Origin of the sequence: Dactylosporangium sucinum, assembly GCF_014647515.1 — a bacterium.
Classification (GTDB): domain Bacteria; phylum Actinomycetota; class Actinomycetes; order Mycobacteriales; family Micromonosporaceae; genus Dactylosporangium; species Dactylosporangium sucinum.
The window spans coordinates 29,561-46,172 of sequence record NZ_BMPI01000030.1 but is presented as its reverse complement, the minus strand read 5'-3'; the positions used below and the strand labels follow the sequence as shown (position 1 = coordinate 46,172).

General features: G+C 74.0%; 17 protein-coding genes. 6 read left to right on the top strand and 11 right to left on the bottom strand.

Annotated elements, in window-relative coordinates; all coding sequences use genetic code 11:
* Nucleotides 1–151: 151 nt before the first annotated feature.
* From secD to IEZ31_RS28170, 7 genes are all read right to left on the bottom strand, one after another.
* On the bottom strand, nt 152–2,365 hold the full coding sequence (gene secD, locus IEZ31_RS28200) for a protein translocase subunit SecD (RefSeq protein ID WP_190253021.1): 2,214 nt from the start codon (nt 2,363–2,365) through the stop codon (nt 152–154).
* 32 nt (nt 2,366–2,397) lie between these two features.
* Nucleotides 2,398–2,793 carry a hypothetical protein gene (locus IEZ31_RS28195; RefSeq protein WP_190253020.1) on the bottom strand — a complete coding sequence of 132 codons (396 nt, stop codon included), beginning with the start codon at nt 2,791–2,793 and terminating at the stop codon, nt 2,398–2,400.
* Between the two features lie 31 nt (nt 2,794–2,824).
* Entirely contained in the window at nt 2,825–3,760 is a 936-nt protein-coding gene (locus tag IEZ31_RS28190; protein ID WP_190253019.1) for a Dyp-type peroxidase, read from the bottom strand.
* Nucleotides 3,761–4,037: 277 nt separating this feature from the next.
* Nucleotides 4,038–4,445 carry a ChaB family protein gene (locus tag IEZ31_RS28185; protein ID WP_190253018.1) on the bottom strand — a complete coding sequence of 136 codons (408 nt, stop codon included), beginning with the start codon at nt 4,443–4,445 and terminating at the stop codon, nt 4,038–4,040.
* 117 nt (nt 4,446–4,562) lie between these two features.
* A complete protein-coding gene (chrA, locus tag IEZ31_RS28180) occupies nt 4,563–5,708 on the bottom strand; it encodes a chromate efflux transporter (RefSeq protein ID WP_190253017.1) in 1,146 nt (381 codons plus the stop codon).
* Nucleotides 5,705–6,421: a metalloregulator ArsR/SmtB family transcription factor gene (locus IEZ31_RS28175; protein WP_190253016.1), complete on the bottom strand. Its 717-nt coding sequence runs from the start codon at nt 6,419–6,421 to the stop codon at nt 5,705–5,707. The genes chrA and IEZ31_RS28175 overlap by 4 nt, the downstream gene beginning before the upstream one ends.
* A gap of 41 nt (nt 6,422–6,462) precedes the next feature.
* On the bottom strand, nt 6,463–6,876 hold the full coding sequence (locus IEZ31_RS28170) for a hypothetical protein (RefSeq protein ID WP_190253015.1): 414 nt from the start codon (nt 6,874–6,876) through the stop codon (nt 6,463–6,465).
* Between the two features lie 85 nt (nt 6,877–6,961).
* On the opposite strand from IEZ31_RS28170, the gene IEZ31_RS28165 reads away from it, so the two are divergent.
* Nucleotides 6,962–7,516 carry a TetR/AcrR family transcriptional regulator gene (locus IEZ31_RS28165; protein ID WP_190253014.1) on the top strand — a complete coding sequence of 185 codons (555 nt, stop codon included), beginning with the start codon at nt 6,962–6,964 and terminating at the stop codon, nt 7,514–7,516.
* Nucleotides 7,517–7,522: 6 nt separating this feature from the next.
* Here IEZ31_RS28165 and IEZ31_RS28160 read toward each other — a convergent pair whose 3' ends face one another.
* On the bottom strand, nt 7,523–8,173 hold the full coding sequence (locus IEZ31_RS28160; RefSeq protein WP_190253013.1) for a response regulator: 651 nt from the start codon (nt 8,171–8,173) through the stop codon (nt 7,523–7,525).
* Entirely contained in the window at nt 8,170–9,312 is a 1,143-nt protein-coding gene (locus tag IEZ31_RS28155) for a sensor histidine kinase (protein ID WP_229835915.1), read from the bottom strand. Before IEZ31_RS28155 ends, IEZ31_RS28160 begins: the two co-directional genes overlap by 4 nt.
* A 42-nt stretch (nt 9,313–9,354) precedes the next feature.
* On the opposite strand from IEZ31_RS28155, the gene IEZ31_RS28150 reads away from it, so the two are divergent.
* Complete coding sequence (locus tag IEZ31_RS28150) at nt 9,355–9,672, top strand: DUF6223 family protein (protein WP_190253012.1); 318 nt, start codon at nt 9,355–9,357, stop codon at nt 9,670–9,672.
* On the opposite strand, the gene IEZ31_RS28145 is transcribed toward IEZ31_RS28150, so the two are convergent.
* The gene (locus IEZ31_RS28145; RefSeq protein ID WP_190253011.1) at nt 9,656–10,723 is read right to left on the bottom strand and encodes a glycoside hydrolase family 43 protein; all 1,068 of its coding nucleotides are present in this window, start codon (nt 10,721–10,723) and stop codon (nt 9,656–9,658) included. The two genes, IEZ31_RS28150 and IEZ31_RS28145, sit on opposite strands and share 17 nt — an antisense overlap.
* Before the next feature lie 311 nt (nt 10,724–11,034).
* Between IEZ31_RS28145 and IEZ31_RS56910 the strand changes: the two genes are divergently transcribed.
* On the top strand, nt 11,035–12,597 hold the full coding sequence (locus IEZ31_RS56910; RefSeq protein WP_229835914.1) for a sensor histidine kinase: 1,563 nt from the start codon (nt 11,035–11,037) through the stop codon (nt 12,595–12,597).
* Between the two features lie 37 nt (nt 12,598–12,634).
* On the opposite strand, the gene IEZ31_RS28135 is transcribed toward IEZ31_RS56910, so the two are convergent.
* Nucleotides 12,635–14,476 carry a M14 family metallopeptidase gene (locus IEZ31_RS28135; protein WP_190253010.1) on the bottom strand — a complete coding sequence of 614 codons (1,842 nt, stop codon included), beginning with the start codon at nt 14,474–14,476 and terminating at the stop codon, nt 12,635–12,637.
* A gap of 53 nt (nt 14,477–14,529) precedes the next feature.
* Between IEZ31_RS28135 and IEZ31_RS28130 the strand changes: the two genes are divergently transcribed.
* From IEZ31_RS28130 to IEZ31_RS28120, 3 genes are all read left to right on the top strand, one after another.
* Nucleotides 14,530–15,006, top strand: coding sequence for a hypothetical protein (locus IEZ31_RS28130; protein ID WP_190253009.1), 477 nt, complete (start codon nt 14,530–14,532; stop codon nt 15,004–15,006).
* 94 nt (nt 15,007–15,100) lie between these two features.
* Complete coding sequence (locus IEZ31_RS28125; protein WP_190253008.1) at nt 15,101–16,222, top strand: serine hydrolase domain-containing protein; 1,122 nt, start codon at nt 15,101–15,103, stop codon at nt 16,220–16,222.
* 22 nt (nt 16,223–16,244) lie between these two features.
* A complete protein-coding gene (locus IEZ31_RS28120) occupies nt 16,245–16,607 on the top strand; it encodes a DUF1801 domain-containing protein (RefSeq protein ID WP_229835931.1) in 363 nt (120 codons plus the stop codon).
* Nucleotides 16,608–16,612 lie beyond the last annotated feature (5 nt).

The following is a 16,612-nucleotide window of genomic DNA, read 5'->3' as shown; positions in this document are numbered from 1 at the left end:
GGGGTGAGTACGCGCCGCGCCAGCGCGAGGCCTGCGTCAGATGATCACCCTACCCGCCGCGACGGCGCGCACGAGCACGCACGTGCGGTGCGGGCCGTGCCGCTGTCGATGCGCGACACGGCCCGCACGGTGACGGCGACCGGCCGGGCGCCTACCGCCGGCGCTTTGGTCGCCGAGGTCCCTGCGAGAAGCCCACCGCGAGCGGCGTGGCGAGGAACACCGACGAGTACGTGCCGACGAGGATCCCGACCAGCAGGGCCGTCGCGAAGTCGACCAGCGAGTCGCCGCCGCGCAGGGCGAGCGCCGTGAGGACGAACACCGCGCCGAGGCCGGTGTTCACCGTGCGCGGCACGGTCTGCAGGCACGCGGTGTTCGCCACCGCGGCGAGCGGAAGGCGTTTGCCGCGAGCGGCGCGGACCAGCTCCCGGATCCGGTCGAAGACCACCACCGAGTCGTTGACCGAGTACCCGATGACGGTGAGCAGCGCGGCGAGGAACACCCCGTCGACCGGCTTGCCCAGCCAGGCGAACACGCCGATGAGCACGAGCACGTCGTGCGCCATCGCCAGCACCGCCGCGGCGCCCCACTGCCAGCGGAACCGCAGGGCGAGGTACGCCAGCTGGGCGCCGAGCGCCACGGCGAGCGCGACGACCGCCTTGCGCCGCAGCTCGGTGCCGAGGCTCGGGCCGATCCGCTCGTCGCGCTGCCGCTCGACGGTGCCCGCGCCGGACTGCGCCAGCGCCGCCCGTACCCTGGCCTCGGCCGCGTCGTCGAAGCCTCCGGCGCGCACGCTCAGCGCGCCCCCGCTCGCCTCGTTGACCACCGCCCGCGGCAGCCCGGCGGCGGCGACCGCGGTCCGCGCCTGCTCCACGGAGATCTGGGAGCTCACGGTGTACTGCACGAGCCGCCCACCGGTGAACTCGACGCCGAAGTTCAGCCCCCGCACGGCGATGCCGCTCACCGCGAGCGCGACGGCGATCGCCGAGATCGCCAGCCAGCGCCGCCGCCGTCCCATCAGGTCCGGGTTGCGCCGCTCCAGCGTGCGCCGCACCCAGCCCACGTGGGCGATCCCGCTCCACCGGCCGGGGCGGCTGCCCCGGAAGGTGAGGTCGGTGAGCACCCGGGTCAGCACCAGCGCCGTGAACAGCGACGCCAGCACGCCGACGCTCAGCGTCACGCCGAAGCCCCGCACCGGCCCGGACGCGAGGAAGAACAGCAGCCCGGCGGCGAGCAGCGTGGTGACGTTCGAGTCCACGATCGCCGACCAGGCGCCGGAGAACCCGCCGCGGACCGCGGCGCCCAGCGGCCGCCCGCGGGCGTACTCCTCGCGGGCCCGCTCGAACACCAGCACGTTGGCGTCGACGGCCATGCCGATCGCCAGCACGAACCCGGCCAGGCCGGGCAGCGTGAGCGTGGCCCCGAGCGCCAGCAGCGCGCCGTACGAGACCAGCCCGTAGGCGACGAGCGACACCGCGGCGAGCCCGCCCGCGAGCCGGTAGACCGCCACGATGAACAGCACGGTCGCGGCCACGCCGGCGACGGCCGCCTGCGCGCTCGCCTCGATCGCCTGCCGGCCCAGCGTCGGGCCGACCGTCCGCTGCTCGATCACCTCGACCGGCACCGGCAGCGCGCCGGCGCGGATGAGCACCGCCAGGTCCTTCGCCTCGGCGGCGCTGAACCGGCCGGTGATGGTGGTCCGGCCGTCGGTGTACCCGACGTCGCACCGCGCCGTCGATTCCACCTGCGGCGACAGGATCACCTGGTCGTCGAGGACGATCGCGACCCGGCGGCGCGGGTCGCCCGCCGGCGAGCAGGCGGCGGTGCCGGTGAGCCCGGCCCAGGCCCCCACGCCCGCGTCGCGGAAGGTGACGTTGACGTTCCATCCGCCGAGCTGCCCGGCGACCGCCCGGGCCGCCTCGATCTGGCTCCCGGCCACGGCGGCCGGTCCGAGCCGGAGCCGGGCCCGGCCGTCCTCGTCCGGCAGGACCAGGTCCTGCGTCGCCGTTCCGTCGTCGATGCCGAGCACGGGCCGGAACGTCAGCTCGGCCGTCCGGCCGATCACCTCGACGGCCCGCTGCGGGTCGTCGACGCCCGGCAGCTCGACGATGATCCGCCGGTCGCCGGACCGGGTCAGGGTCGGCTCGGTGAGCCCGAGCTCGTCGACGCGGCGCCGCAGGATCTCCAGCGCCTCGTCGGTGGTCTTCGCGGTGGCGTTGGCATGCTCACCGTCACGTGTTTCCAGGACTATCTGGGTGCCGCCGCGCAGGTCGAGGCCGAGCCGAGCCGGCCGGGTGGCGACGAGCCACCCGGCGAGCATCAGCACGACGAGCACGAGCGCGGCGCGCACCAGTAGGGCGCGCGACACAGTGGTTTCCTCGCTTTTGGGTTGTGAAGGGTCTAGGACACGGGTGGCCGGCCGGCGAGCGGCGGTGCCCGACCCCTGTTCGCGAGGGCGTACGTTGCGACGAGGTGCGCCGGTGGCGCGTCGGCCGGCGCGAACCAGCCGGGGCCCGGCGCGGCTGCGGCGCCGCTGGGCCCGGTGGTGGCCCACCCGGCGGAGGCGGCGCCCGGCCAGGACGGCGTGCTCTTGACGACCAGCCGCAGCTCGTGGGCCGGGGTGGCCACGACGAAGGGCGAGGCGGCGGCGACGCCGTGACCGGGGGCCTGACCGGATGCCTGACCGGATGCCTGACCGGATGCCTGGACGGCCTGCTGCGGTGGTGATGACGTCGGCAGTCCGGTCAGGAAGGCGAGCAGCACTGCGAGCAGTGCCCGCACGTGGCCTCCCGTCACCCTTGCAGCGTGCGGCCTGGCGCCGTCCGGGTCAAGCCGGCGCGGCCGGCGCCGGAAGGTCGGCAAGGAAGTCGGCGCTCGGGGCGAAGAACAGCGTGCCGGTCACCGCGGTGGAGAAGTCGAGGATGCGGTCGTGCCGGGCCGGCGGCACACCCAGGAACATCCGCTCCAGCATCCGCTCGGTGACGGCCGGGGTGCGGGCGTAGCCGATGAAGTAGGTGCCGAACTCGCCGCGACCGACCTCGCCGAACGGCATGTTGTCGCGCAGGATCCGGTGCTCGGTGCCGTCGGCGTCGACGACCGTCGTCATCGCCACGTGCGAGTCGGCCGGCTTGACCGCGTCGTCGAGCTCGACGTCGGAGAGCTTGGTGCGGCCGATCGCGTCCTGCTGGGCCTCGATCGGCAGGGCGTTCCAGGCCGCCAGGTCGTGCAGGTACTTCTGCACGACGACGTAGCTGCCGCCGGCGAACCCCGGGTCCTCGTCGCCGACGAGCACGGCCGCGTCCGCGACCGGCCCGACCGGGTTCTCGGTGCCGTCGACGAAGCCGAGCAGGTCACGCATGTCGAAGTTCTTGAACCCGTGCACCTCGTCGCGGACGGTCGTCACCTCACGCAGGCGATGCATGATCTCGGTGCCGAGCGCGAAGCACAGGTCGGGCCGCTGCGCCCGGATGTGGAACAGCAGGTCGCCCGGCGTGCCGACGGCCCGGTGCACCGGCCCGGCCAGCTCCCGGAACGGGTGCAGCCCGGCCGGCCGTGGCCCGGCGAACAGCCGGTCCCACGCGTCGGACCCGATGCCGGCGACGCAGCTCAGCCGGCCCTCCTGGGACCGGAAGCCGACCGCCCGCTGCAGCCCCGCCAGCTCGGCCAGCAGCGCCCGGGCCCGGGGCTCGCCGCCGGGGTCGATCGTCACCACCAGGAACAGCGCCGTCCGGGTCAACGGGCTCAGCACCGCCTGCGGCGTCATCGCACCCTCCGTCGCGTCTGCGTCGTGCCGCCGGCCGTGCTACCCGGGCGCGTCCCGGATATGCGGCCTGCGGCGACACCGCCTCCGCGCGCCCGCCCGGTCCTTCACCGGGGCGCTCCACGATCAAGGGAGGCTTCTGGCTGTCGGGGCAGCCAAATGCTTCCCTTGATCATGGAGCGCCGGGCGCCGAGGCGTCAGCCGGCGGGGCGGTGGGCGGCGACCAGGTACGGGCGGGCGACCTCCGGCCGGAAGGTGGGGCCGTGGCCCGGTGCCGCCGCTACGTGTTCCGCTTGCTCCGCGCCCGGCGGGTGCTCGCGGCGTTGGCCTTCTGGATCGCGGCGACGAGCTCGGCCTTCGTCATATGGCTGCGGCCGCTGACGTCGAGCCCCTTCGCCAGATCCATCAGGTGCTGCTTGCTGGCATTGGCGTCGACCCCGCCGGCGGTCTTCGCCTTCGTGCCGCGGCCACCGGCGGCTCTGGCGTCGCTCGGTCCCTTCCCGGCCTTCGGTTCCCAGTGATCTCCTGTCCTCTCGAACGAGTGCTTGAGCGCGGCGTAGGCCGTGCGGCTGGCGCGCTGCCCCTCGCCGTACTCCTTGACCGCGGCGTTGTGGGCCTTGACGTAGGTGTCCTGCGCCTCCTTCGGCGACCGCTGGATCGTGCTGGGCATGTCCTTGCGCGCAGGCATGACAACCTCCTCGAACGTTGATCCGGATCCGCTGCCCGGCCCCGGACCCGCTCAAACGGCGCCGGCGATCCCTGCGGTGCCGTTTCTGCGCCGCCCGGCCGGGGTGTCGTCCTGGCCTTAGTGCGGCAGCGACCCACCCGCCAGGACGATGACGACGCCCGCGGCGCCCGCGGACAGCAGGGTGAGCACCGGGCCGCGGCGCAGGGCCAGGGCGAGCACGGCCGCACCGGCGAGCACCGCATACTGCCACGGCTCGGTCAGCTCCCGGATCAGCGGCACGGCCGAGCCGAGGATGGCGCCGATCGCGGCCGGCGCCGCGCCGTCCAGGAAGGCGCGGACGGCCGGCGCCGCGCGCAGCCGGTCGAACCGGTGCGCACCGAACAGGATGAACGCGAACGACGGGCTGAACGCGATCGCGGCCGCGAGCAGCCCGCCGCCCAGCCCGGCCGCCGCATACCCGACCACGGCCACGGTGTGCACGACCGGGCCGGGCGTGATCTGCCCCAGGGCGACGGCGTTGAGGAACTGCTCCCCGGTCATCCAGTGATGGTTGTCGACGGCATCGGCCTGCATGATCGGGATGATGACGAACCCGCCGCCGTACGAGAGGGCGCCGACCTTCAACGCGACCCACGCCAGCGGCAGGAGCACCCCGCCGCCGAGCCCGCCCACGGCCAGCAGCGGCAGGGCGGGCACCCGCCGGCGGCCCGGCGCGGGCACGCGCTGCGCGACGATCTCCGCCACGCCGCACGCGACGAGCAGCAGGACCAGCCATGGCCCGACGGTCGCGGCGGCCACCGCGCCGAGGCCGAGATACAGCGCCCACCGCACCTTGGCGGGTGCCCGCTTCCAGGCGGCGGGCACCAGGCTGGTGCCCGCCTGGAGGGCCACCGCCGCCACGGCCGCGCCCGCGCCCGCCCCGGCGGCCTTGACCCACACCGGCGGGTCACCCAGGAACAGCGCGGCGAGCGCGAGGATGGCGACCAGCCCGGGCACGATGAACGCCGCACCGCCGACGAGGGCGCCGACCCGGCCGCGGACCCGCCACGCGCAGAAGATCGCCAGCTGGGTGGAGGCCGGCCCGGGCAGCAGGTTGCAGGCGGCGATCGCGTCCTCGAACTCCTGCGCGTCGATCCACTTGCGGTCGTCGACGCAGAGCTTGCGCAGCAGCGCGATGTGCGCGGGCGGCCCGCCGAAGCCGACGCACCCGATCCGTCCCCACTCCCGCAGGACGGTCCCCAGCGACGGCGCCGCGCCGGTCATGACGACCCCTCCGGGACGAAGGTGTGCAGCAGGAAGGCGATCCGTCCGGTCAGCTCGTCCGCCACGCGGGCGAACGCGGCCGGCTCGACCGGCTCGGGAATGCTCCAGTGGACCGGCCGGGGGTGGCCGGGGAACTCCGGGCAGACCTCCTTGACCCGGTCGCACAGCGTGATGACCCGGTCGAACCGCTGACCGGCGAACTCGTCGAGATGCTTGGCCCGCGCCCCGGCGAGGTCGATGCCCCGGGCCGCCATGGTGGCGACGGCGTGCGGATGGACGGCCTTGGGTCGGCTTCCCGCGCTGTGGGCCTCGACGGTGCCGCCGGTGCGATGCCGCAGCAGCGCCTCCGCCATCTGCGACCGCGCGCTGTTCCCGGTGCAGAGGAACAGCACCCGGGCGCGGCTCGGGTCCGGCGGCGGCTCGGGCGCCCGCAGCCGCAACCCGGGGTGCAGCGCTGCCCCGGCCCCGGCGAGCAGGTCCGCGCAGCGGGCGAGGTCGAGCGCGTAGTAGGTGTCGCGCCCGTCGGCGCTGCTGCGCCGCGCGGTGACGAGGCCGGCGTCGCGCAGCTTGCGCAGGTGATAGGAGACGAGGTTCTGCGGCTGCCCGACCCGCGCGGTCAGCTCGTGCACGGCGAGGTCGCTGCGGGCCAGCTCGCCGAGCAGCCGCCACCGCAACGGATGCCCGGCCGCGGTGAGGAACGCGGGTGCGGTCACGGTGGCAGATTACATCAAACCGATTTGATGCAATAGCCGGGTCACGCCAGCCGTGCGGCCGACCACGCCGTCCAGCCGCGGCCGAGCACGTACGCGGCGACCAGCAGGAGCGTGATCGCGCCGTCGGCGACCAGCGCGGTGCCGGCACCGGCGGTGCCGCTGCCGAACGACAGCGCGGCAAGGCTCAGGCCGAGCTTGTTCAGGATGGAGAGCTCCCAGATGCCGGCGTAGAGCCGGGGACGGTAGGCCAGCAGCAGGAAGATGCCGGCGAAGACGCCGAAGCCGAGCATGCGCCAGGTCTCGACCATGCGGGTGGCGGGCCCGGCGTCCGCGACGGCGCCGATGGCGCCGGCAACGGCGCCGACCGCGCCGAGCGCGGCGATGACGAGGAGGGTCCGGGCGGCTCGCTCACGAACCCGTCCGTCGCCGGCGACGGAGGGTGGACGGACAGGCATCGGCACAACCTTTCCCGAACGGTGTTAGGCTCGCACCCTAACACCGTTCGGAAGGTCGGGGAAAGATCGGGGAAGGACGATCGAGATGCATCGAGGGCCGACCGTGCCCCAGGCGCTGAGCGGACTCGGTCCGCGGGCCCTGCAGATCGTGCGCACGGCGCGCGAGCTGCTCGAACGGGAAGGCCCCGACGCGCTGTCGATGCGTCGCCTGGGCGCCGAGCTCGGGATGCGCGCATCCTCGATCTACGAGCACCTGCGCGACAAGCCGGCGCTGGAGGCGGCGATGATCTCCGTGGGCTTCGAGGAGCAGGCCGCGCTGTTCGCCGAGGCCGTCCACCGGTCCGACGATCCGGTGGCCGCCCTCGCCGGGGCGTACCGTGACTTCGCCCGCCGCCAGCCGAACCTGTACCGGCTGATGACCGAACGGCCCCTGCGCCGCGACCTGCTCGCTCCCGGCGTCGAGGAGGCCGCCGCGCGGCCGCTCCTCGACGCGACCGGCGGCAACGTCGAGCTGGCGCGGGCCGTCTGGGCCTTCGCGCACGGGATGATCATCCTCGAGCTGAACCAGCGGTTCCCGCCCCATGCCGACCTCGACGCCGCATGGCGGACGGGACTCGAGGCGTTCCGCGGCACGAGATGAGCGGCGTCACGGGGTCACCAGGCCGGACTCGTAGGCGATCACCACCAGCTGGGCGCGGTCGCGGGCGTGCAGCTTGGTCATCGCGCGGTTCAGGTGGGTCTTCGCCGTCACCGGGCTGATCACCATCCGCCCGGCGATCTCGTCGTTCGACAGGCCCTCGGCGGCCAGCGCGACGGCCTCGCGTTCGCGGGTCGTCAGGCGGGACAGCGCCTTCGGGGCCGACGGGAGCGGGCGGGCCACGTAGCGGTCGATCAGCTTGCGGGTGATCGACGGGGCCAGCAGGGCGTCGCCGCGGGCCGCCACGCGGATCGCGTGCAGGAAGTCCTCCGGGAGGATGTCCTTGACCAGGAAGCCGGCGGCGCCCGCGCGCAGGGCGTTGAAGACGTACTCGTCCAGGCCGTAGTTCGTCAGGATGACCACGTGGATGCCGGCCAGGTCCGGGTCGGCCGCGATGCGGCGGGTCGCCTCGATGCCGTCCACCACCGGCATCTGGATGTCGACCAGCGCGATGTCGGGGCGGTGCGCACGGGCCAGCGCCACGCCCTCGGCGCCGTCGCCCGCCTCGCCGACCACCTCGATGTCGTCCTCGGCGTCGAGCAGGGCGCGAAACCCGCTGCGGATCAGCGGCTGGTCGTCGACCAGCAGGACGCGGATCACGCGGTACCGTCGAGGGGAAGATCGGCGCGGACGCGGAAACCGCCCTCGTCGCGCGGGCCGGCGTGGAGCCGTCCGCCGAGCGCCGTCACGCGCTCGCGCATGCCCTGCAGGCCCACCCCGGGGACCGGCACGCCGCCGACGCCGTCGTCGTCGACCTGGACGGCCAGGGCGTCGGGGCGGTACTCGATCAGGACCGCCGCGCTCGCCGGGCCCGCGTGCCGGGCCACGTTCGTCAGCGACTCCTGCACGATGCGGTACACGCTGCGCTCGACCGCCACCGGCACGGACGGGCGCCGCCCGTCGACCGTCAGGGTCGCGCTGGCCCGGCGGACCAGGTCCTCGACCTGGTCGATCCCGCAGGGCGGGCCGCCGCCGTCGTCGCGCAGCGCCTCCAGCGTCGCGCGCAGCTCGCGGGCCGCCTCGCGGCCGGCCTCGCGGATCGCCAGCAGGGCGTCCGGCACCGCTTCGCCGCGTTTCTGCGCCAGGTGTACCGCCGCCTCGGCCTGCACCTTGATCACCGAGATCTGCTGGGTGAGCGAGTCGTGCAGCTCGCGGGCGATGTGCAGCCGCTCCTCGCCGGCCCGGCGCCGCGCGCTCTCCTCGCGCGTGCGCTCGGCCTCGTCGGCCCGCCGCTCGGCCTGCCGCAGCGCCTCGCCCGCGGCGCCGGCGGCGATCAGCCAGGCGATCTCCAGGACGCCCCGCGCCCGGGCGAACGCCTCGCCGGCCGGCAGCCCGGAGACCATGGCCGCGACGGGCAGCGCGGCCAGCATGACCACGCTCGCCACGATCGTGGTGACCCGGTGCCCCGCCCGGACCGCGCCGTAGACGGCGACGAGGTACGCGACGGCGAACACGTCGAACCCGGCCGCCTGGTAGCCGACCGCGCACGCCCCGGTGACGACCAGGACGGCGACGGGCGCCCGCCGGCGGGCGGCGAGCGCGAGCCCACCGGCCGCGAGCAGCACGTACCCGGCGGCGGAGCCCTCCGCGGAGTGCCCGGCGACGACGAGGATCGCCGCGACGCCGACAGCGATCAGCCAGTCCCCCATGGCGGCACGATAGCCGGACGACGGCCCCGGCGGCTCGTGCGCACGGAGGAGCCGGGCCTGCTGCGCCCGCAGCAGGCGCAGTGTCCGCATCGGCACGACGCCCTTTCCGGTCCGTGCGAACAGGATGGAGCCATGAACATCACCGACCTGCTCGCCGCGGACCCCGTCGCCGCGTACTCCCTCACGCTCGACCGGATCGTGGCGACGGCGGGCGCCCTGATCGCCCTGGCCGGCACGGTCGCCGGCGTCCTGGTCCGCCGCAACCGGCGGCGCAACGGCACCGTCGCCCTCGCCGCGGGGGCGGTGGGCGTGGTCGTCGGCGCGCTCATCATCGTCACCGCCGACGGCGGGCCCGGCACGGGCAACGGCATCGTCGGCGGCTACGTCGCCGTGGTGCTGGGGCTGGCCGCCGCCGCCCTCGGGCTGCGCGGGGTCACTCGAAGAACTTGAGTCCGAAGCCGGTGTCGGAGGTGGCGCCGGGCACGTTCGCGCGCCGGTAGGTGACGCTGCCCCACCAGACGGCCGAGCCGATGTACCAGTACCGGTTCGACCACGAGTACGGCGTGCCCTTGGCGACCGCGTGGTACATGGTCGGGAAGCGGTTGCCCGACGGCGGGCTGGTGGCGATGTCGCCTCGTTCGAGGACGAACGAGTTGTGGCCCGGACCGTCGACGTAGAGCGTGGGATCCCAGCCGGACATCATGTTCGGCGCGTACGAGCCGAACAGGCAGCCGTTGCTCTTGTACCAGTCCCACACGTACGTCGGGTCGCCGCCGGCCCGCAGGCGCAGCTCGGCCAGGCAGTACTTGCTGCTCCAGCTGCCGTTGGCGGAGTAGACGATGTGCAGCTGGCCCCGCGGGTCGAGCAGCGGCTCGGGCGCCTCGTTGATGTACGGGTCGCCGACCGCGCGCTCCCACGCCTCCCGCGGCTGGGAGATGACGTACCGCCCGCCGGTGGCCGCGGTGGGGCTGCTCATGCGGGCGATGTAGAGGTTCTGCTCGACGTTGGTGTCGCCGGCCCAGCCGGACCAGACGAACCAGCGCTGGCCCTGGTAGGAGAACGGCACGCCGTCGATGGCCCACTTGTCGCCGGGCAGGGTGACCTTGGTGGCGGCACTGTAGCCGGTGTCCGGGCTGGCCGAGCTGATGTGGTACATCCGGTGGGCGGCGCTGCGGCCCGCGGAGAAGTAGATGTGGTAGCGGCCGTCGTGGTACACGATCTCCGGCGCCCACACCTCGCCGAGGTTGCCGGCGTCCTGCCACACCTGGCGCTTGGGCGCGGCGGCGATGCCCTCGACGGTGGCCGCGGTCCGCACCGCGACGCCGCCGTCGACGGACTTGGCCGCGACGTAAAGCCCGCCGACCTTGATGACGCTGGGGTCGGCACCCCCGAGGGTGGTCGCGCCGGCGTTGGCGACGCCGGCGGTCGTCAGGGCCGGCACGAGCGCGAGCGCGCCGACGAGGGCAAGGCCGGCGAGACCGGCGCGCCGGGCGTGGGGCATGGTCGCACACTCCTGACGGTCGGCTGTACTCCGAGTCTCGCAAGGAATGGGCGACAGTCAATGGAATCTCACGAAATAGTAAGGTTCCCTTAAAATTCCGCGACCACACCGGCCGGGTGACCGGCGGGTGATACCGGCGGGTGATGCGTCGCCGCCGGGCGCCACGGCCCGGGCCAGACCGGCCGGACGGCCGCGGCCGTGCGGTAGCGTGACCGCTTGTCGTGCCGATCACCTTCGGTCAGGGTGCACCGATTACTCGTCTCGTTCCTTCCTCGCGCAGGTTCTGGTCGGCCCCGCTCACGATCGCTGCCGTGGCGGTGGCCGCCGTCGTCGGCCTTGCCAGTTCCGGGGTGCTCGGCCCGTGGTGGTCGCTGTTCGTCGACGACGCCGGGCAGCTCGCCGCCGCGCTCGCCGCCACCCTCGCCTGCTGGATCACCGCCGGCCGGCTGTCCGGCCCGCAGCGGTGGTGGCGGCTGTGGATGGGCGCCGCCACCGGCGGCTGGATGATCGGGCAGATCCTCTGGTCGTGGTACCACCTCTACCGCGGCATCGGGCTGCCGTCCCCGTCGCCGGCCGACGTCGGCTACCTCACCCTGCCGATCCTGGCGCTCGCGGCGGTCGTCGTCCTGGCCGCCGACCGGCCCCTGCCGGGCGGGCTGCGGCGGCGGCCGGGGCTGCCGGTGATCGTCCTCGACGGGCTCATCGTCGTCGGCGCGCTGTTCGTGCTCACCTGGAGCACCGCGCTCGGGTCGGTGGTGCGGGCCAGTGCGGCCACCCCGCTTGCGTACTCCGTCGCGATCGCGTACCCCGTCACCGACCTGCTGCTGGCCGTCATCGTCATCCTGCTCGTCGCCTCGGCGCCCGCGGCGAACCGGGCGCAGCTGGTCCCGCTCGGCGCCGGGCTGTTCTGCCTGTCGCTGTCCGACAGCGTCTTCGCGTATCTGGTGTCCTCCGGCGCGCAGGCCGTCTCGCCGCTGGCCGACGCCGGGTTCATCGCCGGGCACGCGCTCGTCGCCGTCGCCGCGCTCACACCGGTCAGCGACGCGTCGGCACCGGCGGTGCACCGGCCCGTCCGCTGGGGCCATCTGCTGCTGCCGTACGTGCCGGTCGCGGCCGTCGGCGTGCTGTTCATCGGTCAGCGCGTCCGGGGCGACCCGATGGACACCGTCGAGATCCTCGGCGTGGCCGTCGTCATCCTGCTGCTGGTCGTCCGCCAGGCGCTGACCCTGGCGGAGAGCGCCTCCCTCGTCGCGTCGCGCACGCGGCTCGTGCTCGCCGGCGACGAGGCGCGCCGGCGGCTCGAACGCGACCTGCACGACGGCGTCCAGCAGCGGCTCGTCTCGCTCGGGCTGGAGGTCCGCCGGGCCGAGGCGATCGTGCCGGGCGAGCTGCCCCAGCTGCGCCAGCAGCTGTCCACCGTCGCCGACGGGCTGCGCGGGACGGCCGACGACCTGCGCGAGCTCACCCGCGGCGTGCACCCCGCCATGCTGACCGAGGGCGGGCTGCGACCCGCGCTGCGCACCCTGGCCCGCCGCTCCGGCCTGCCGGCCGTGGTCGACGTGCACCTGGACGGGCGGCTGCCCGAGCCGGTCGAGATCGCCGCCTACTACGTCGTGGCCGAGGCGCTGACGAACGCCGCCAAGTACGCGCAGGCCACGTCCGTCGAGGTCGGCGCCGCGGTCCACGGCGGGTCGCTGCACCTGTCGGTCTGCGACGACGGCGTCGGCGGGGCGGACCTGCGGCACGGCACCGGCCTCATCGGGCTGTTCGACCGGGTGGAGGCGCTGGGCGGCCGGCTGACGGTCGAGAGCCCACCCGGCTCCGGCACCCGCCTGTCGGCCGATCTCCCCCTCGACGAGCCGGCGAGCGCCTGAACGGGGTCCTGGACCCGCGACCCAGGACCCCGCCCGCTCAGGACTGCCGGATGACGACGTTGTCGACGGCGGCCTCGACGAGGCTCGCCGTCGAGGCGTCGGCCGCCTCGATCAGGATCTGGATGCTCTGGCCCGCGTACGGGGTCAGGTTGGCGCTCGCGGTCGCCCAGGACGCGTCGCGGTCGGTCGCCGCCCCCGCGACCGTGGTCAGCACCGTGGTACCGCCGGATGTGACGACGCTGATGCGCAGGAAGTCCGCCGAGGACGCGTTGTTGCCGTGCGCGAGGTACCAGGAGTACGTCATCGTCAGCGTCCCGCCGGCCGGCAGCGCGATGCTCGGGGACCGGACGCTCGTCGTGCCGCCGTCGACGTCGTAGGCGCCGGCGCTGGCACCGGCCAGCCGGCCCGTCACCAGGTCGTTGGTGCCGACGGCGGCGGAGCCGAGCTGCTTCGGGCCGCTGGAGTCCGTCGCCTCCGGGTCGCCGCGCTCCCACGCGCCGCTCGTCGCGGTGTCGGTGCCGGCCGGGTTCACGACCCAGCCCAGGCTGGTCTCGAAGTCGTCGGACCAGACCGTCGTGCCTCCCGTGGCGCCGCAGTACACGGCCTCCTTGCCGATCACGCGGTACGGGCAGTCGGCGTACTCGGCGATCTGCAGGCTCGCCTCGCGGTTCAGCGCCGTCTGCGCGGCGATCACCTCGTCCGGCGGGTAGAAGCCCCCGCCGGAGGCCGAGCCGGGGTACATCTCGAACGTGTAGGACCAGATGCCCTGCGTGCCCCACAGCCAGTCGTCGATCGAGCCGTCGGTGATGTAGAGGTCGCTCGCCTGCTCGGGCGTGTACCCGTTGGTGCCGGCCATCTGGATGCCCAGCGTGCGGAACGTGGCCTCCTGGTCGGCGTCCAGGCCCGGCGCGGTGTTCGCGGTCGTGTAGCCGAACGGCCAGAGGACGAGCTTGCCGTACGTGTGGAAGTCGATGTGCGTCTTGATCTGCTGCACCCCGCCGACGCGCCGGCCCAGGACGAAGTCGCGCACCCGCTGGGTCTCGGGCGCGGAGAACGCCGACGGGCCGCGGTAGGTCTCGGAGCTGGTGGTGCCCGACGACCCGCCGCAGCAGCCCCAGTTGTAACCCCAGTTGCGGTTGAGGTCGGTGCCGACGTTGCTGCTGCCGGCGTTGGGCTGGCGGTTCTTGCGCCACGACCGGTAGGCGCCGGTCGCGATGTCGTACTCGCCGCCGTCCGGGTTCATGTCCGGCACGATCCAGATCTCGCGCGTGTTGACGACGTTGGTGATCCGCGCGTCGGTGCCGTAGCCGTCGGTGAGCTGGCGGATGAGGTACAGCGCCATCTCGACGGTGAGGTGCTCGCGGGCGTGCTGATGCGCCGTGTAGAGCACCTCGGGCTCGTTCTCGTCGGTCGCGACGTTGTCCGAGATCTTGATGACCGGGATGTCGCGGCCCTCGTACGAGGTGCCGAGGCTGGACTTGCGCAGGATCGCCGGGTGGTCGGCCACCGCCTGGTTGAGCTCCGCGGTCATCTCGGCGTAGTTGTGGTACAGCGAGTCGGCCGACGGGAAGTCGAGGATCGTCGCCGGCCCGGACGGGGTCGCGGCGCGCAGCGCGCGGGTGACGGTGAAGCCCTGCCGGCGCAGCTGCGCCACCTCGGACGGCGTCGCGCTGATGTCGGCGACGCCGTGCTCGACGCCGTCGAGCGACGCGCCCGTGGCGGCGATGCGGTTGCGGTCCGCGAGGGTGGTCACGCCGCTCACCAGGTACGGGGCGGCGGTCTCGGCGGTGTCGGCGCCGGCCGGGGTGGGGGCGACCAGAAGGGCGCCGGCCAGGACGAGCGTGGTGGGAATGGTGAGCCGTCGGGTGGTGTGGCTCATCAAGCCTCCTTGGATGTGGAGGTGCACGAGAGCTCCAGAGGACCACCCAAGGCATGGTCATATCAACATACGTCTTTTCAATAATATCGACGCAGGGCCGCCTCGGCCTGCGCGGCCAGGAGCTCGACCAGGCCGGCGGCGGAGGGCACGTCGCTGACCAGGCCGACCGCCTCGCCCGCCCACCGCCGGACACCCTGGAGACCGGGTTCCCGGGCGTGTACGCGGTCGGCGACGTGACCAGCGTCGGCACCCCGAAGGCCGGCGTGTTCGCGGAGGGCCAGGCGGCCGTCGCCGCGGCGCGGATCGTCGCCACGATCCGGGGCGAGTCCCCGGCCGCCACCTACGACGGGCGCGGCATCTGCTACCTCGAGTTCGGCGGCGACCGGGTGGCGAAGGTCGACGTCACGTTCCGCGCGGGCGAGCGGCCCTTCTGCGGCCTGCAGGGGCCCTCGGCCGACCTCGCCGCCGACAAGCACGCCTTCGGCACCGACCGGATCCGGCGCTGGTTCGGCCGGGAGTGGCGGTTCTAGGACGAGCCGGCGACGGTAAAGAAAGCGTAAGTGGTCGCCGGATCATCGGTCGTGGTCGGGCGAACGGCGCCCGAACGAACCTGTGAGGGCCACGATGGGTGATGTTCAGCGGGACGTGCAGCTGGCGGTCGACCAGCTGATCGAGCAGGATGCGGAGCGGGGGCTCCAGGTCGCCGTCTATCGCAACGGCGAGCAGATCGTGGACGCGGTCGGCGGGTTCGCGGCCGACGGGCGGCCCGTCACCGCGGACTCGCTGTTCCACGTGACCTCGACGGCCAAGGGGGTGGCCTCGACCGTGGTCCATGGGCTCGCGGCCGACGGCATCCTGGAGTACGACACCCCGGTGGTCGATCTGTGGCCGCAGTTCGGGGCCAACGGCAAGGAACGGACGACCGTCCGGGACGTGCTGACGCACAGCGCCGGGGTCCCGGCGGTGCCGGTCGGCACCACCCCGGAGGACCTCTGCGACTGGGACAAGATGTGCGACCTGATCGCCGGCGCCACCCCGTGGTGGGAGCCGGGGACCCGCACCGGCTACCACCCGCAGACCTACGGCTACCTGGTCGGGGAGATCGTGCGCCGCGCCACCGGCCGCACGATCTCCGAGGAGACACGCCGCCGGATCGCGGCACCGCTGGGCGTCGAGGAGGAGCTCTTCTTCGCCGTGCCGCGGGAGGCGCTCGGCAGGGTGGCGCGGCACGAGCAGCCGGACGCGATGCACCTGACCGCGGAGATGGCGGCGCAGATGGCCGGGACGGTGCCGTTCTTCCGGGTCCTCGACGGCTGGACCGCGGCGCCGCTGGGCGCTCTGCCCGATGCCGGCTACTGCAACCGGGTCGACGTGCTGACCGCGGAGATCCCCGCGGGGGGCGTGATGTCGGCCCGCGCGATCGCCCGCACGTACGCCGCGTTGCTGGGCCCGGTCGACGGTGTCCGGCTGCTGTCCGCGCAGCGGCTGCGCGATGCCGCCTCGGTCGTGGTGAGCGGCGAGGACGCGGTGCTCGGGTTTCCCGCGAAACGAGGGCTCGGTTACGACGTCGGATTCCCGGGGCCGCTGGACAGTCCGACGCTGTTCGGCATGGCCGGCAGCGGCGGCACGGCCGCCTACGCCGACCCGCAGACCGGCGTCGCGATCGCGGTCGCGAAGAACCGCGTCACGGCGGGCGACTACTCCACCTTCACGGCGATCAGCGCCGTCGTGGCGAAGAGCCTCTGAGGGGGTGGACGCCGTGACCGACATGGACGAGTACGTCGCCGCCCTCGACGCGGGGCAGGCGGCCGTAGTCCAGGCGCTCCGGGCGTTCATGGCGCTGCACGCGCCCGATGCCCGCGAGGTCATCAGCCGCGGCTCGCCGGCCTGGAAAGGGCGTGCGCTGATCGCCATCGTGAGCCGCAGCAAGACGCACGTCACCCTCGCCTTCGCCCGCGGCGCGGAGTTCTCCGACCCCGAGCGCCGGCTGGCGGGGATCGGCAAGACGACCCGGCACCTCAAGCTGCGGAACCCGGCGGACGTGGACGACGCGCTGTTGTCCGGCTACGTGCGGCAGGCCGTGCACCTCGACGGCACCCCGGCCGCCGCAACCGAGCCGGGAAGGGGCTGAGCGGA

Excerpts from the sequence above, each read along its gene's own strand:
- IEZ31_RS28120 (WP_229835931.1), top strand. The coding sequence starts at position 16,245 with ATGGACGAGTACGTCGCCGCCCTCGACGCGGGGCAGGCGGCCGTAGTC.
- IEZ31_RS28145 (WP_190253011.1), bottom strand. The coding sequence starts at position 10,723 with ATGCCCCACGCCCGGCGCGCCGGTCTCGCCGGCCTTGCCCTCGTCGGC.
- IEZ31_RS28150 (WP_190253012.1), top strand. The coding sequence starts at position 9,355 with ATGAACATCACCGACCTGCTCGCCGCGGACCCCGTCGCCGCGTACTCC.
- IEZ31_RS28125 (WP_190253008.1), top strand. The coding sequence starts at position 15,101 with ATGGGTGATGTTCAGCGGGACGTGCAGCTGGCGGTCGACCAGCTGATC.
- IEZ31_RS28130 (WP_190253009.1), top strand. The coding sequence starts at position 14,530 with ATGGTCATATCAACATACGTCTTTTCAATAATATCGACGCAGGGCCGC.
- IEZ31_RS28190 (WP_190253019.1), bottom strand. The coding sequence starts at position 3,760 with ATGACGCCGCAGGCGGTGCTGAGCCCGTTGACCCGGACGGCGCTGTTC.
- chrA (WP_190253017.1), bottom strand. The coding sequence starts at position 5,708 with ATGACCGGCGCGGCGCCGTCGCTGGGGACCGTCCTGCGGGAGTGGGGA.
- IEZ31_RS28170 (WP_190253015.1), bottom strand. The coding sequence starts at position 6,876 with ATGCCTGTCCGTCCACCCTCCGTCGCCGGCGACGGACGGGTTCGTGAG.
- IEZ31_RS28135 (WP_190253010.1), bottom strand. The coding sequence starts at position 14,476 with ATGAGCCACACCACCCGACGGCTCACCATTCCCACCACGCTCGTCCTG.
- IEZ31_RS28185 (WP_190253018.1), bottom strand. The coding sequence starts at position 4,445 with ATGCCTGCGCGCAAGGACATGCCCAGCACGATCCAGCGGTCGCCGAAG.
- IEZ31_RS28165 (WP_190253014.1), top strand. The coding sequence starts at position 6,962 with ATGCATCGAGGGCCGACCGTGCCCCAGGCGCTGAGCGGACTCGGTCCG.
- IEZ31_RS28155 (WP_229835915.1), bottom strand. The coding sequence starts at position 9,312 with ATGCGGACACTGCGCCTGCTGCGGGCGCAGCAGGCCCGGCTCCTCCGT.